Here is a 16,012-nt window from a genome sequence, read left to right on the forward strand (position 1 = left end):
TTCATTTGTTAACAAAGTCGTCACGGTTCATCAGTGTGTTTGCCACAATGGTCCACGCTGCCAGTTCGGCTTCATTCAACTTCTCATCCGGTTTGCTGTCCCCGGTCTGGACAAGCTCTTTTGCGGCTTCCGGCTGTTGTTGAAACATGGTTCGCAACTCACCGGCGACAGTCATCATATCGTCCAGATCCGCAGAACCGGCCGGTCGGCTGAGTACGGTCGTCAGCATCTGTTCTGCACGAGACCGCTCATCTTCGGTCCCCCGGATTATGTTTTCTGCAAGCCGACGGGCTGACTCCACAAACTGCGGATCATTCATCAGGACCAGTGCCTGAATGGGTGTGTTGGTGCGTTCGCGTCGGACGGTGCACTGTTCTCGTGTGGGCGCGTTGAATGCAGCCATGGACGGTGGAGGCGATGTGCGTTTCCAGAAACTATAAACGCTCCGTCGATAGAGCGCGTCACCCGAATCAGCTTTGAAAACTCGAGTGTTGCTGCCGACAATGGCCACGACTTTCCAGAGTCCTGCCGGTTGGTAGGGTTTGACACTGGGACCACCAAGATCCCGCCGCAGTAACCCGCTGACTGCCAGTGCCTGGTCACGCAGAACCTCCGCATCCAGACGCAGACGCGGACCTCTGGAGCAAAACCGATTGTCGGCGTCCTGCTCCAGTTTTTCAGGTGTAACGACACCACTTTGACAGTACGTCGAAGATGTGAGAATCAGTTTCAGAATATGATTAACGTTCCAGCCGGACTCAATAAATTCGACAGCCAGCCAATCGAGCAGTTCAGGGTGTGACGGACGATCTCCCATCACTCCAAAATCTTCGGATGTTTTGACCAGCCCCGTACCGAAGACAGATTGCCACAGACGATTGACCATGACACGTGCGGTCAATGGATGATCGGGGTGGACCAGCCAGCGTGCCAGATTCAGACGGTTCTGCAAAACGGCTTCCCCTGAGTCGCCGGACTGAAAATCTGCACCGGGAAAGTTGAGGACTGCCGGGATCCCGGGTGTGACTTCTTCCCGACGCTGATCGTACTCGCCGCGTTCCAGCACCCAGGCACGGGGGTCGGACGGTTGCTCCTGCATGACCAGCGTCGTGGTGGAGCGTGAATAAATGAAGTCTCTGCGAATCTGTGTCCTGGCAAGCTGTTGCAGTGTGGCAACAGATTCCGGATTGACTGCCTGACGGTGAAATGACCTGGCCAGATCCTGCTGATGTTCGTCAAGCTCGTTCCATGCTGTGTCAGTCCGTAACAGCTGTCGTAACAGATGTTGCTGTGCGAGCAGTTGTACTTCCTGGTTTGTGATCCAGCGTTGGTAGATGCGAATGTCACTCAAACCCGCCGTGGGCAAATTGGTGCCAATCTGCAAAGGCGTTGCCGGCAGTTCCGTGGCATCAATCAGGTCTTCGGTGGAGTTCCGCAGTACTCCCGCACGACCATTCACCAGAATACTGATTGACGAATTGGATTGTCCTCCGGAGTAGCGAACGCACACCTGCTGCCATGATCGAGGTTTCAACGCGGCTTCCCCCGGCAACAGCGCTCGAACGCGATTTCCCTGTCCGTCATGCATCTCAAAGCTCAGCCCCCCCTGAGTATCACCGGAAATTTTCCAGCCGATAGTCTTGCTGTCTTCCGATTTTTCAGTCTCGGTTTTGGATGTCTGATCGAACACGGTTGTGGACATCAACCGGTCCGGCGTCCGGTACCAAAAACTGATGGTGAGTGGTTGATCGGTTCGATTAACCGGCAATTCCGCGCCAAGGGATCCTCCTTCACCAAATCGAATTCCGCGGCGTCCCACGGGATGATCCGTCGCCCATTCGGCCGATTCCGGCAATTTTACGGAGGTGCCTTCTGCTTCTGTGAGCGACATCGACAGTACCAGGTCGTCGTCCGCAATCGGATGCGTCATCTCCTGTGAACGAGACGACCACCAATCTTCAACACGGGACGCAGACGTATCCGGTTCGGAACGCAGACGTTTCCGAAGAGCGTGCAGTTCATTCCATTCCTGTTCATATTCCTGGGGTGGCAGGGCCACCACAGGAGGTGTGTCCTTTTGATTGCCATCCATTGCCGGTGTGGTCGTGTTGTTGAAGAACGCACCCAGCTGGTAAAATTCCCGCTGACTGATCGGGTCATATTTGTGATCGTGGCAAACAGCACAGCCGGCAGTGAGTCCCAGAAACACGGTGGCCGTTGTCTCGACTCGGTCGACCATGTACCGCACGTGAACCTCTTCAGGAATCGCTCCACCTTCTGACGTTGTGATGTTGCAGCGGTTGAAGCCGGTGGCGATGAGCTGATCACGCGTCGGTTCGGCGAACAGGTCACCCGCCAGCTGTTCGACAACAAACTGGTCAAACGGCATGTTGGTATTGAATGCCCGCACAACCCAGTCACGATACGGCCACATCTCTCGATAGTTGTCGACGTGCATTCCGTGCGTATCACCATATCTCGCCGCATCCAGCCAGTAGCGGGCCCGATGCTCCCCGGAGTGTTCGGACGACAGCAGCCGATCAATGTAGTCTTCCCAGGCAGTGACAGATGCGTCATTGATGAACGTACTGAGCATTTCCCGGGTGGGTGGCAGTCCGGTCGCATCGAGCGCTGCACGCCGAGCCAGAATGTAACGATCAGCCGGGCTGTTTGGCTTCAGCTTCATTTCACTGAGCGCCTGCAGAATGAAACGATCGATCGAATTCTTCGACCATTCGTCGGCCCCGCTTACCAGTGGCGGCACTGCTCGTTCCGGCTTGACAAACGACCAGTGCTTTTGCCAGTCAGCTCCCTCACGGATCCAGCGAGCCAAAAGCTGCTTGTGCTCGGGATTGAGTGACTTTCGGTCCGCCGGAGGCGGCATCACCACTTCCGGGTCGTCACTGGTGATTCTGGAAATCAACTCGGATGCTTCTACGTCGCCAGGCACAACAGCCCCGCTCTGAATTGCCATATCTCGCAGATCAAGACGCAGGTCCGCCTTGCGGCTCGCCGCATCAGGTCCGTGACAGGAAAAGCAATATTCGGAGAGAATCGGACGAATGTCATCGTTGAATCGAATCGCACCAGTGTCAGCCGTCTCACCGGCTGACGTGACAGATGTCAGGATGACGAACCAGATGGTTACGTGTATTGAACTGATTTTCATGTGACACAACCGAAAGCGGAACTTGTCAGGCGGACCACCGAGGTCAATCTGTTTGTTATAATATAATGTCATTCCCACCGCATTCGACCTTCCGAGATCTCAATCTCGTGTAACCCGAATCCGCCCTGAACGAGAACAGCGGAGTGTTTTTTACACCCGTGCATGGTACTTTCGAAGCGTCCTGTAATCAAAAGGCAAGTCCATGAAACGACGCACGGCTCTTCAAACGGGATTGACACTCGCTCTCGGCACTCGTGCGCTGGCGACTCCACATAAGACCGGACTGGAAATGGCGGAACAGGTATTGACCCGATCCGTCCGTTCCGGCGAGGTGGAAGCGGCAGCATTATTCGTCCGCCACAGGGAAACAGTATTTGTCCGCTCATTCGGTGCCGCACAGACCAGGGACGCGATTTTTCTGCTCGCCTCTATCTCCAAACCAATCACCGTCGCAGCGGTAATGACGCTCTTTGAGGAGAATGAATTCCGGCTAAATGATCCTGTCGGTAAGTTCATTCAGGAATTCAGCGGTGACGGCCGCGACCGCATTACCATGCGGCAGTTGTTCACACATAACTCCGGTTTACCCGATCAGTTGCCACAGAATCAGAGACTCAGGGCCGGTCATGCTGAGCTTGCAGAATTCGTTGAAAGTGCCATACGCACCCCGCTGTTGTTTCCCCCAGGATCACAGTACAGCTATTCCAGCATGGGAATTCTCCTCGCCAGTGAAGTGGCCCAACGGATCAGCGGTGAGCCAATCGACTCGCTGATCAATCAACGAGTGTTTCAGCCACTGAAGATGAAACATTCCGCACTGGGCGTTGGTAAGCTCGATCCCGAATTACTCATGCGCTGCCAGGTGGAGAATGCCGCTCCGGAATCCGGGTCCGGTGATGCGAACGCCAAAGACTGGGACTGGAATAGTGACTATTGGCGCAGTCTGGGTGTTCCGTGGGGAGGTGCTCACGGTTCAGCGGAAGATGTCGGGCGATTCCTGGATGCCTTCCTGCACCCGCAACACAAATTGCTTCAGCCTGAGACGGCACGCATGATGGTCACAAATCACAACCCACCTGGCGTTCGTCCGCGAGGCCTTGGTTTTGATCTGGGAAGTGGCTCCGGCGGACCATCACAATCTGGCAAAGTCTTTGGCCACACCGGATCGACGGGAACCCTGTGCTGGGCGGACCCGGAATCGGATTCTCTGTGTGTGGTACTCACCACTCTGCCGGCGCGCCCGGGACAGCCGCATCCACGTCACCAGGCATCGCACCGTGTCGCTGACGCAGTGAGCGGAAGTTGCCGGAATCCGCCGGGGCGATGATCGAACCGGCAAGGTGCACAACAAGGCCCTGATCACCGGACTCATTGATCACCAGGTTCAGCCCGGACTAGCAGCTAGAGATGCACCGTCACAACGCTGTGTGGTACGACCTTCACCAGGAATTTGGAACAGTCCGGATCTCAGTACTGCTGCCCCCGTCGAAACAAAATACTGAAGATCCATTGCTGCCGGTCAAAGGGAGAATTGTGAAAAGAAAATGGACGGCCAGGGTGCTCGACGTTCCAGTCCCATGCCCGTTTGCATCTACAGACATCGTTCAAACGCCACGGAACAAATGGTGTAGACGCTGCTGAATGCGGTTCGAACGATTGCCGGAAACGCTCGGCCGGAAGACAACCGGACGGCCGTCGGTGTCGTCCGTGGCTGATCACAAAAAATGCCACCCGCATCAAGAAAGATACAGATGGCTATCAGAAGCCGGACTGGTCATGCGGCATTTAGTTACGGGTGAAGTTGATTGCTGCGGTATTCATTCCAGCGACCTTGAAACTGAAATTGTTCTGACTGTCGTTTGTCATGCTGCCTTCCAGACGCTGGCTGTCATTGTCTCGAATCAGCGTCAGTGAACCGTTGCCGACCATAAAGCGACCGGAAAAGCTGCTGGCGATTCCCGCTTTGTTGGTGGCACTCCAGCGGAAGTTTCCATCAGCCTGAAGAATCAGTTGAACATGAGCACCATTGCCCAGGGTTGCGGTCCAGTTGCCCACGTGAGTGGGAGTCTGAGTTTGAACGGGAGCCGACTGCGGAGGCGCAAAACCACCCAGAGCCTGCAATGCGGTCAGCTGTAGGTTACCGTTTTGTGCCGGAACGGGAGCTGTCTGCTGTGGGGCTGACTGTTGCTGAGGAGTAAACTGCTGCTGTTGTTGAGGAGCAAACTGCTGCTGTTGTTGAGGAGCAAACTGCTGCTGTTGTTGAGGAGCAATCTGCTGCTGTTGTTGAGGAGCAATCTGCTGCTGAGACGGATGTATTGATACCGGTGGTGCAGACAGGGAGTAGCCATAATGGTGACGAGACAGTTGGCTACGATAATGAGATAAACGGCTAATGTAGTGGCCGCGGAATCCGCCGCGTCGTCCGCGGCAACCCGCCTGAACATCCTGAGCGATCGCCAGTGCCCCCATCGTCATCACAGCTGCCAGGAGTGTTCTTCGTGAAAATGTCATCGTTGTGTTCCTTTGTCGGTGTTTTCAGTGGTTGAGTGTTTTCTTGAGTACATTCACCTCAGCGGAAACTCTGTGAGTTTGTTACAGCAGTTTTTGGATATTCTTAATTCGTGCGACCCGGCAGGGGACAGACAAGCCAGAGCACAGGCCCGGTATTCCGGCCTCGATTCTCGGTTAAATCAGCGTTTTTGAACTCAGGAATCAGACACTGGTGCGTTTGGCTTTTCATCAACGGTCGGGATCCGGCGGACCAGAGGTGCACTTGCCTGATTATGCCTGGTGAGCCACTCCCGTCCGTTGGTTCACACCGCCCCGGCTAAGGTCACGTTTTTCACAGACAACAAAAATAAAAACGGTCGCAGCGTTTCCCGGAGGAAGTCACTGCGACCGTTTCGGAAATGGCTCAACCCTGAACCAGCTTCAGTCGCTCAACCATGACGCCAGCACGTTGGCAGGATCTTCCGTGGTCGCCGTCGGTGCCAGGTCCTTCTTTGCCAGATTGCTGAGCTTAGCTACATATTCCATGGTGCTCTTCAGAACCATGGGAGTGGCTGTTGCGTCGATCTTGCAGACAAAGATCACCAGAAAGTTACCGGAATCGTCTCGTTCAACACTCCAGGCTCCGATTTTCGTTCGAGCACTCTGCTGAAGCAGCCTGAGCGCGGTTTCAAGAACCGGTGATTCCTTCAACGTGGCGGCCAGAGCCCACACTTTGCGAACATCCGCCTGCTCAAAGTACTCCACATCCTTCGTCACAAAGACAGACTGCTGCTGATCATCCGGCTGATCAAAAGACACTTCGTATGGCCCGTTTTCAACCTGTTTGAATTTGAGGTCGGCCTTGTTCAGTACATCTGCGATCGGCAGTGGAGCCGGTTTCCAGTTGCTGTCCAGGAACGTTTTGACTTCCGAAATATCGACGCTGTAGCTGACCAGCCTCGCTTTGGGAGAAATCGCCTGAGAAATGGCGACCAGTTCGCCCCTGTTGTTCACCACCGGACCGCCACTGTCACCGGAATTGATCGGAGACTGGGTTTCCACGACCATGAAATCGTGTTCACCGGCACCCGTGCGAAACTGTTTCTGATAGACCGATCTCACGGTTCCCGAAGTGAAAACCCAAAGAGCATCCGACGATCCGGTGTTGCCGATGGACTGTATTTCTTCGCCGGGACCAATGCTGGTTTCCGCCAGCGGAAGTGCCTGGGCTCCTTCCGGCAGGCGATCCAGTTCGATCAGGGCCAGATCACGTTTACGATCGATTCCCAGAACTCGACCGCGAATCCCCAGTTTTTTTACATTTTTCAGGTAATGCTGACGGCTCACCACGGGCTTTTCGTTCTTCAGATCAGGGAAGAAGAGCACCGCGGCGCGAGCGTCACCGACCACATGAAAGTTGGTGATTAACAGCTTCTTTCCGGCATCTACCAGAACACCCGTTCCGCTGGACGTTTCACCACCGGTTTTGGCAAGAACCCATGCGGTGGACTTGAGTGTGCTGCTGTAAATTTTGACATCGGCTTTGACGATCGAGGCCAGGATGGCGAAGACCGCAGTACAGACGGCATACCGAATCAGCAGTTGTTTGATTGAGGACATCATCATTGCACCATTTCCGAATGTGTGGGTCGAGATTGACCAGGAAGAATCCTGATTCAGTAACCTCAGCGAAAAACGCCGTGGTTTGTTACACTCGTTTTGAAAATCCCACGAAAAATTTCCCACCGGAAAACACGGCGTTTGCTGTCGTCGAATCCACTGAACGTCAGTTCGTCGAAGGAGATATCTCCGCGGATTGCCTGTAAATCAGGCTGCGAATTGTCCGTCACCGCTTCGGCCCTGAGCCCCGCTCAAATAAGATCATGATGTCCGAATTCGGACACCACCTAAAAACTCGTCCCCACAACACCCTGACCACTGCAAGGGAATCACCGCAAGTTCCTAAGTCATTGAACATACCGGGTTTGCCACGCAACCCCGGTATGAAACCCGGGTCTCGTGGTGTTTTGAATCCCAAAACGGAACACCAGCCGGACGGAACAGTTCCCCGCGGGAAACAGCGTTGTGGTTTGAGGCGTTTAATTTCACTGCTGCCCTGTTTCCTTCCTGAGCGTGACAATGCGAATGTTGAGGAGTTTGCCATCAAACTCTGCCGAGTTCAGCATTTCCTGTACTTCCTGAGAACTTACCAATCACATGCCTAGCTGAATATTTTGTAGGCTGGCCGATCCGCACGGTACATTCGTACGGCTGCTCGTTTCCCAATCCAATCTGTGAAATGTCCTGTTGTCCTTAGCAAAGACCATTTCAATGCCCTCTCAGGATTCTCAATCACAGTTCAATCAGCAGGTGGGACGACTGCTGTGGTCCAGCAGCATTTTGAGTGCAGTGGAAGATTTTCCGACTCACCGTTTATTCAGTAATCCTTTGTTGATGAACGACAAGTCCTGTTGCCCAGATAAGTTCTGTGTCCCTCGGCGACGTCAGCGTGCGACGTTTCCGTATTTCCAGAACGCTGCACCGGACCAGACGAAGTTTTTTGAATCACAATTTGAACAGATGCCACTTGAACAACTGCCTCAGCGGAATGGTTCCACAGGAATGGCCGCGGCCACAGACCCTGTTTACCTGCAGATGTCACATGACCAGACACAACAATGGTTGCAGGAATACGAGCCGACAGCAGTCCTTACGGAACACAAGTCAACAACGATGGTACCGGAGCGGCGGCAGTTCGGATGCCAAACAATTTCACGTGGCCCCGCAGAATCAGCAGCCGAAGAGACGGCCCATGAGTAATACGGGGAATGTTTCACCGGAATCGATTCCGTCTCTGTACGCACAGCAGGTGGTATCCGGCGATCACGCGTTGCACCAACATGCAGACAACGAGTGTTGCTGTGTCTGCAGCGGGCAGACGTTTAAAGAACAAATGCGTCTGCCCGGCACACGGTTTGGAATCCATGACTGCCAAAGCTGTGGCACAGGAATGCTGTTCCCCTCACCGACGCCCGATGAACTGGCCTCGTTCTACGTTTCGCAGTACTACGGTGAGTCTGGTCAAAAATTTGGACGTCTGACAGAAATCCTGGTGCGACTGGTCGGCAATCGACAAACGCATTTTCTGACGAGACATCTGTCCCCCGGAGGACATGTACTGGACGTAGGTTGCGGTCGCGGCGTGGTGGCATCCCCTCTGGCTGCTGCCGGCTATCATGTCACAGGGTTCGAAATTTCCGCAGACGCTGTTCAGGGAATTCATCGTGATGTTGAGGTACTGATCGCAGCCTCTCTGCAGGAAGCCCCCGTACGGGCCGCCGAATACGATTTAGTGATCATCTGGCATGTGCTGGAACACGTTACGGGTCCGGATGCCACGCTGCAGGCCGCCTGCCGCGCCCTGAAACCCGGCGGCAAACTGGTGGTTGCGGTCCCCAATTATTCAAGCTGGCAAGCCCGGTTGTTTGGATCCGCCTGGTTCCATCTGGACCCGCCAAGGCACCTGTATCACTTCCCTTCGACCGCACTGCAGACACTACTGAAAAACTGTGGTCTGGATGTCTTGCGAGAACATCACTTTTCGCTTCGGCAAAATCCATTCGGCTGGGTTCAAAGCATTCTGAACAAATTGCTGCCACGGCAGCGGAACCGTCTGTATTCGTATTTACTCAACGAACCCCTGCCGGAGGGGAACTTGACATTGGCTGCACGCATCGGCTGGTTGGCAACCTACGTCGCAGGCATGGTCATCGTGCTGCCGCTGGCTATTGCGGCTGCCGTGTTTCGCTCCGGAGGAACCATTCATTATCTGGCTGCCCGACCGGTAACCGATCAACAAACGACGGCTGCCGAAAGCGTATTGGATGGTTAATGATATTGTTCTTAGTCAGGAGTGATTCCCGGAACAATGTCAGAATTCTGACACAACGTAAAAAACCGTCGCAGCAATGCACTGATTGCGGCGACAGGTGTCAGGCTGAAGTCGTGTGACGGTAAGACCTATGAGGCTTTACTAAAGACCAGTGGTGTGGTGTTTTGAATCTGAAAACTGAACTGTGTATCGGACGTCAGCGTGAGCTTCCCTGCCAGTTTCACTCCATCGTCCCCCAGGAGACTCAGTGAACCCTGAGTCACCGTGAATTTTCCGCTGGACCTGGTTTGCTGCCCATTTTTGATATGGACCAGATTGAACGTCCCGCCGGCACTAAATTCCACAGCGAACGCTTCGGTGTTCGATCTGACAGCTGACCATTTTCCTGCCAGAGAGGCCGTCGTTGTCTGCGGAGTCGAATTTGATTCCTGATCCGGTTCCGATGGCGTTTCGGACTTTGATGCCCAGATATCTTCCGTATTTTTCGCCAAAATGGCCATGCGATTGATTGTGTCTCGAAGCTGTTGCCCGGTGAGACCCTGGTTTTTCACCACCAGCGACAATTCCATCCGTTCCCGCGTTGCATGATACGCGAACAGGCTCGGAGCGTTGTTTTGGCTGGCATTCATCATCCTCAGCAGAGTCTTCGCAGGCAGATCCTTTTCAACGTCTTTGATCGTGCTCAAACCCAGCACGATTGTAAGTGTGGTTTCGTCTTCGGCGAGGATCACCATCACAGGAAAAGACCACGGAGCCAGTTCCTTCTTCATTGTGACAATCCGATTGCTGAGGACTTTGGCATCAAACTCTGCCGCATTCAGCATTTCCCGCACTTCCTCGGGACTCACCAGCCTCTTCGACGGTTTGGTTCCGGTTCCGGCATCAGCGTTTCCGGAAGACGAACTACCGAAGACAGATCCAGGTCGGACGTCGGAAAACAGGTCATTGCTGTCGGCGAAGCCGACAGAACCAAGACCAATAATGAAGGCAGCGGTGAATCCAGGGACGATTGTTCTCATGGCAGCACCTGTTTTTCAGATGGAGGATTAATGGAATACAACTGCCAAAGCGAGAATTTGCCGAGGATGTTACGCGGAAAGTCAATTTGTTCTACGTCATCAGATCAATGCGGTCCTGTTCCAGGTTCCCGGCCTGGGACCCCGTGAACTTAAAGCTCCACTTGATCGAATACGTTCTGATTATCGCCTGCACACCGCCAAGCAGAGTTTCGCGACAACACAGTTCCAAACCATTAAGCCTTGGACTTCGCGAATGCGAATGAATGATCGAGAGGGGCCGCCGAACGTCTGCAGGCGATGATCGGGCACCTGACAGACGGAATACAGGTCGCCGGCATGAGTGCGTTTGGTCATCCCCGCCAGATGTAGATCACCGCTCATGCGTTGGCAAAGATGTCCATTGAAGTAACGAAAACGAGTCAGACTACTCCGCAGCATCCAGGATTTCGTGGAGCTGCTTCATGGTTCGAGTCAGCATGACTCGAACGGCAGCGTCCGATTTCCCCAAAGCAGCTGCAATTTCTTTGGAAGGCTTGTTTTCGACGTACTTCAACCGGACAGCTTCCTGTTGATCAGACGACAGTCCTGACAAGGCTTCGTAGAGTCTCATTTCACGGGCGTTTCGGGAAAATGCGGCACTGGGAGTCGTCATGCTTTTCACGAGCATGTTGATCATTCCTCCTTCGCTGCTCCGGGAAGAACGGCCTTCCAGCGGGCGTTCCCTGCGAGCGTCCCGCTTCTGAGCGCCAAAATGATGGCGGTGGGCGTCCACAATCCTGCGTTCTGCCATGTGGCACAACCACGAAAATGGGTCTCGCTCGCCGGGAAACTCGGCAGTGATGGAACGCACGGCTTCCGCACTGACCTCCTGAAAGATGTCTTCGACTTCGACTTTGTTTCGCAGGGCGTCTCCCAGTCGACGACTGATAAACGCCATCAACTGTTTTTGGTTAACGTTCAAAAATTCCGCCAAAGATTCAACACAGCCTTCGCTGATCCCTTTCAGCAGTACGGGATCGTCTTCATAGTCACTCATGAAATCGCGATCGTTTTAACGTCTGTCGGACGGAATCACGGATTTGGGGGGCAGCCGGTCGTGCTGTTCTGCAGCGATGGTATCATCCTCCCCTGGATTGTTCACCGAACACGGTCCTCCACGTTCTCTGAATTACTGACACAGAATTTCCCCATGAATCAGCCGAATGACTTCTGTTCGGATCCCGAAAACAACTGGGAGATTCTGGCGGGTTATCTGGAAGCGTTTCTGGACGCATGGGAGAACGATGGTTTCGGACCACCACTGGGTGAACATCTTCCTGAGGACCCCGGATCCCTCCGCAAGATGGTCCTGATCGAACTCATCAAAGTCGATCTGGAATATCGACACAACGGGGAGGGCCCGGTCCTGCAACTGGAGGACTATCTGGCAGAACACCCGGAACTGGGAGAACCCGACGGAATCCCGATCGAACTCATCCAGGAAGAACATCATCTGCGCCGCGTCCGGTCGGGCAATCCGGTTGACACCGACGAGTACATCGCTCGGTTTCCGGAAAAAGCTGGCGAAATTCGTCGCCGGTTGCCGGCAGATGCTGCCAGTGAACAGGAACGGACCGGTCAGCAATTAAGTGAACAGTATCAGCCCGGTGATCACATCGGTGATTTCTACCTGATGTCGGCTCTGGGGACCGGAGCCTTCGGAAGTGTATTTCTGGCCCGACAGGAATCCATGCAGCGACTGGTGGCGTTGAAGGTGTCGAACGATAAGGGCACCGAAGCCCAGACTCTGGCTCAACTGGACCACCCGAATATTGTTCGGGTCCACGATCAGGTTCGTCTGCCGGTACAGAGTATTCGTCTGCTTTACATGCAGTTTGTGGCCGGTGGCACGCTGCAGTCTGTTGTAAAGGCCTCCCAAACCGCAGAAAACAAAAACGGCCGACTGGTTGCCGACTGCATTGCAAATGCTTTGGATCACTCAGGGATCTCGTCGATACAGAATGTCTCTTTGAACAGAGGCCTGGCGGACAAGTCGTGGGCGGAGGTCACCGGTCAGTTGGGAATGGAACTGGCTCAGGCACTGCACTATGCCCATGAACAGGGCGTGTTGCACCGTGATCTCAAACCAGCCAACGTCCTGCTGGAAGTCAACGGTTCCGCCAAACTGGCGGACTTCAACATCAGTTTTTCTTCCGAAGTCATCGGTGACACTGCAGCAGCTTCCTTTGGAGGAAGCCTGGCTTATATGTCGCCGGAGCAACTGGAAGTCTGCCATTCAGACAGAAGGACTCAGGCGGATGACCTGGATGAACGTTCGGATGTGTTTTCTCTGGGAATCCTGCTGTGGGAACTGATGTACGGGAAACGCCCTTTTCCCGATGAGACAGTCACCGAAAACTGGAACCAAACCCTGGACGATATGACGGAACTTCGTGGTCAGGGCGTTGGTGATCCACCCACACCACCCGCAAACGCCACGGAAGAACTTTTGGTACTCATCCTGCGTCGGTGTCTGGAACCCGATCCGGAGAATCGGTTTCGGACCGCCGATGAACTGGCGCGGGAACTGGGCCTGTGTTTGCAGCCTCAGGTAGCAAAGCTGATCCGGTCCAGTGAAACCGGCTGGCGAAAAGCCGCTGTGACCTGGCCGATGCCGGCCTTTCTGTTCGCCGCAATCGTGCCTCATATTTTTGCCGCCTGTTTCAACTACTTTTATAACGAAACAAAGATCATCAGAGATCTGACCGCTCTGACAACGGATCAACCCGATCAGTCTCAGCTGCTGGTGGACAAGTTTCGGATGCTTGTGATCGTGATCAACCTCATCGCCTTTTCGATCGCTTTCGGTCTTTGTATTTCCTATATCAAGCCGATTGTCCGGGCCATTCGCCGCGATGGTGACAGAACCGGTCCGTCTCCTGCAGCAGCCAGAATCCGATCACTGCGTTTAAGCCGTTTCGTGACGATTCTGGGAATCACGGAGTGGGGCATTGCCGGACTGGCTTATCCTCTGGCTTTGTACCTGTTCGCAGGCAGCCTGGACGCCGTCGTGCCGATTTATTTCATTGGCTCTTTGGTCATCTGCGGGCTGCTTGCCGCTGCGTATCCGTTTTTTCTTACCGCGACGCTAACGATTCGAGCCTACTTTCCCGCATTGTTGCGACACGACTGTTTGACGTCACAGGATGTCAACAGATTGCAGGCATTATCAATGCAGTCTGCCTGGTCTTTGTATCTGGCGGGCGGTGTGCCGGCAGTGGGAATGTTGATTCTGATCGCAACCGGTGAAGGAAAAGATTCCCTGGGTGGACTCGCTCTGCTGGTGTTGAGCGTCCTGGGAGCCATCGGATTCGCCTTCGCCCTGTGTCTGTCACGAACACTGCAACGAGATATCGAAGCCCTGCACGACGCCTACCGGCTAACCAGCCGGAATGCTCAGAAAACGTAAGCTATACAGGAACCGGCAACGGATCGATCTTTCAGGCCTGGTCCTGTGTGTTTCCGAAGTTCCAACGGCTCCGACACGGAATTACGGGTTCAAGGACATGGACCCGTGAATTGTCGCACTATGGTTTCCGCCGCCCCTCTCGGAGTGAAGTCACCGTGATAGTCCGTCATGACATCAAAGCGTTACAGCAGGCAGTGTCAGCGGACAGGCGTCCAGTACCGGTCGGACAGAACGATGCGTCAGGATCATAGGCGCTAAAACAGTGAATAAACGGCCCGGCACGCGAATGCCAATTGTTTGAAAAGTCATGTAACAGATCTCCGAAGGTTTCGCTGTGGGGAGTAACGACAAATCGAAACAACGGCCGACCGGCAATCTGCTGTTTCATTTTACTCACCCGTGCCGGACCTGGAGAAAGAGAACCATGTTGAAGAATATTTTACTGGCCCTGGTGCCACTGGCCCTAATGGCCACCACGTCTGTCAAAGCAGATGAGGACCTGTCAGTCGATATCGCATCCATCACGGATGCCAACGTTGAAATCGTAACTGAAGATCCGGACATTGATGTCGACGCTTTGAGTGCGAATACCGGTAAAGAAAGCGAAGACGCCATCGAAGCCTGCTTCCGACGATTCGGCTACAACTATCGCAACTGGGGTCACGGATTCCGCTACAGGTGCTTCAATTACTGTCGCCCGCTGTACAGCTATCACTCGATGTGCTGGCCTCGTCCGATTTACCGCTGTGTCCTGACACCGATCTACCACCATTACTGGGGTTGTTTCTAAAAGACCGGCACCATCCGGCTGTCCGTAAAGCCCGGTCGTCTGCGCAACGCAACTTCCGGGCTTTATTTTCATGTGAATCCGTTTAGCACACACTTTCCTGATAAGGAGAACGCAAAATGCGATCTCAACAGACCACTTTTAAACTGACTGCAATGAGCATCATCGTCGGTGCCGGCATCAGTCAGGTAATGGCTCAACAGCCAGCCGTTCCGGATTCGGCAGGATCACCGCAGGTGATGCAGTTCCTGCAGCCGGCGAATCCCGACCGGATCAGAACCAGTCAGTTGTTGGGGATCCCGACATCCGACTGCAGTCACGTGATTGATCTGCTGCAGATCAATCAACTGCGTCGCGAAACCGGTAACATCGGCAACAGCCAGGTCCTGCTGCCGTATTTAACTGCCGGTGTGACGCCAGGCGATCTGCAACTGCTGAGTGTCAGCCTGGTCTGTGACGGCGACCCCAGCAAAGGACCAATCTTCCAAATCGGCATGAGCAACAACAGCAACCTGCCAATCGGAAATTTTCGGGTTTCTGTCGTCGGCGTGCTGGGTCAGATTTATGTGCATTCTCCCACATCAACCGTCTGTATTCCTCGCATGGAAGCTGGTGAACAACTGCAGATTCAGGTTCAGTTGCCTGTGACCTGCATGTCCATTGGACCGTACCACCAGCAGGCTGAATTTGACACTGTGATTGTCGCCGTGGACAGCGATGATTATTTACTGGAACGAGATGAACTCAACAATGTTCAGATCCTCAAACGATGTGATATTCCGGCCCTGGTTGTGGAAACACCGGTGCCAGCTGAGGTAGCGGAAACAACTCCGGTCGCTCCGGACGACGTTGCCCCGGCAGTTCCTGCTCCTGAAATCCCTCAGGAAAGAACACCGTCACCTCTGGACGGACTGGATCTGGACGACCTGGACCTCAATCAGTCGCAAAACCTGCGTTTGCGACATAGCTGAGCAGCCGCGAGAAAATCACCAAAGCCATTCCTGCGATTCATTCTGCTCGCCGCTTCGGTGAACTCAATCATCAGATTGAACACAACAGCAATGAATCCCGGGAACACTTTGGTGTTTTCGTCAGACGACTTCGACGACAGCAGTTCTCCCGCGTTGATCGCGAACAGTCACCGGAACGATTGTGGCGAGGGTGCCGTATGCGGAACACCCCGAATCGCACTTCATAACAGTCCGCC

11 protein-coding genes are annotated in these 16,012 nt (G+C 54.1%); 6 read left to right on the top strand and 5 right to left on the bottom strand.

Annotated features, from left to right (window positions below):
• Position 1: 1 nt before the first annotated feature.
• Entirely contained in the window at positions 2-3,169 is a 3,168-nt protein-coding gene (locus MK110_09900) for a DUF1553 domain-containing protein (GenBank protein MCH2211605.1), read from the bottom strand.
• Positions 3,170-3,371: 202 nt separating this feature from the next.
• Here MK110_09900 and MK110_09905 point away from each other — a divergent pair, with 202 nt between their 5' ends.
• Positions 3,372-4,496, top strand: a complete 1,125-nt coding sequence (locus MK110_09905; protein MCH2211606.1) for a beta-lactamase family protein — start codon at positions 3,372-3,374, stop codon at positions 4,494-4,496.
• A 458-nt stretch (positions 4,497-4,954) separates the two neighbouring features.
• Here MK110_09905 and MK110_09910 read toward each other — a convergent pair whose 3' ends face one another.
• The gene (locus tag MK110_09910; protein ID MCH2211607.1) at positions 4,955-5,680 is read right to left on the bottom strand and encodes a hypothetical protein; all 726 of its coding nucleotides are present in this window, start codon (positions 5,678-5,680) and stop codon (positions 4,955-4,957) included.
• Positions 5,681-6,100: 420 nt separating this feature from the next.
• A complete protein-coding gene (locus tag MK110_09915; protein ID MCH2211608.1) occupies positions 6,101-7,279 on the bottom strand; it encodes a serine protease in 1,179 nt (392 codons plus the stop codon).
• A 960-nt stretch (positions 7,280-8,239) separates the two neighbouring features.
• Here MK110_09915 and MK110_09920 point away from each other — a divergent pair.
• Together MK110_09920 and MK110_09925 are read left to right on the top strand one after the other, a co-directional pair.
• A complete protein-coding gene (locus MK110_09920; GenBank protein ID MCH2211609.1) occupies positions 8,240-8,479 on the top strand; it encodes a hypothetical protein in 240 nt (79 codons plus the stop codon).
• On the top strand, positions 8,472-9,551 hold the full coding sequence (locus tag MK110_09925) for a class I SAM-dependent methyltransferase (protein ID MCH2211610.1): 1,080 nt from the start codon (positions 8,472-8,474) through the stop codon (positions 9,549-9,551). The genes MK110_09920 and MK110_09925 overlap by 8 nt, the downstream gene beginning before the upstream one ends.
• 128 nt (positions 9,552-9,679) lie before the next feature.
• On the opposite strand, the gene MK110_09930 is transcribed toward MK110_09925, so the two are convergent.
• Both MK110_09930 and MK110_09935 read right to left on the bottom strand, forming a co-directional pair.
• Positions 9,680-10,570, bottom strand: a complete 891-nt coding sequence (locus MK110_09930) for a hypothetical protein (GenBank protein ID MCH2211611.1) — start codon at positions 10,568-10,570, stop codon at positions 9,680-9,682.
• Between the two features lie 424 nt (positions 10,571-10,994).
• Positions 10,995-11,606 (bottom strand): sigma-70 family RNA polymerase sigma factor, encoded by a 612-nt coding sequence (locus MK110_09935; GenBank protein MCH2211612.1) that lies wholly within the window; start codon positions 11,604-11,606, stop codon positions 10,995-10,997.
• Between the two features lie 153 nt (positions 11,607-11,759).
• On the opposite strand from MK110_09935, the gene MK110_09940 reads away from it, so the two are divergent.
• The 3 genes from MK110_09940 (at position 11,760) to MK110_09950 (ending at position 15,776) form a co-directional block, all read left to right on the top strand.
• Positions 11,760-14,018 carry a serine/threonine protein kinase gene (locus MK110_09940; protein ID MCH2211613.1) on the top strand — a complete coding sequence of 753 codons (2,259 nt, stop codon included), beginning with the start codon at positions 11,760-11,762 and terminating at the stop codon, positions 14,016-14,018.
• 424 nt (positions 14,019-14,442) lie between these two features.
• Entirely contained in the window at positions 14,443-14,808 is a 366-nt protein-coding gene (locus MK110_09945) for a hypothetical protein (GenBank protein ID MCH2211614.1), read from the top strand.
• 116 nt (positions 14,809-14,924) lie between these two features.
• Positions 14,925-15,776, top strand: a complete 852-nt coding sequence (locus MK110_09950; GenBank protein ID MCH2211615.1) for a hypothetical protein — start codon at positions 14,925-14,927, stop codon at positions 15,774-15,776.
• Positions 15,777-16,012 lie beyond the last annotated feature (236 nt).

It is taken from the genome of Fuerstiella sp., from assembly GCA_022447225.1.
Classification (GTDB): domain Bacteria; phylum Planctomycetota; class Planctomycetia; order Planctomycetales; family Planctomycetaceae; genus S139-18.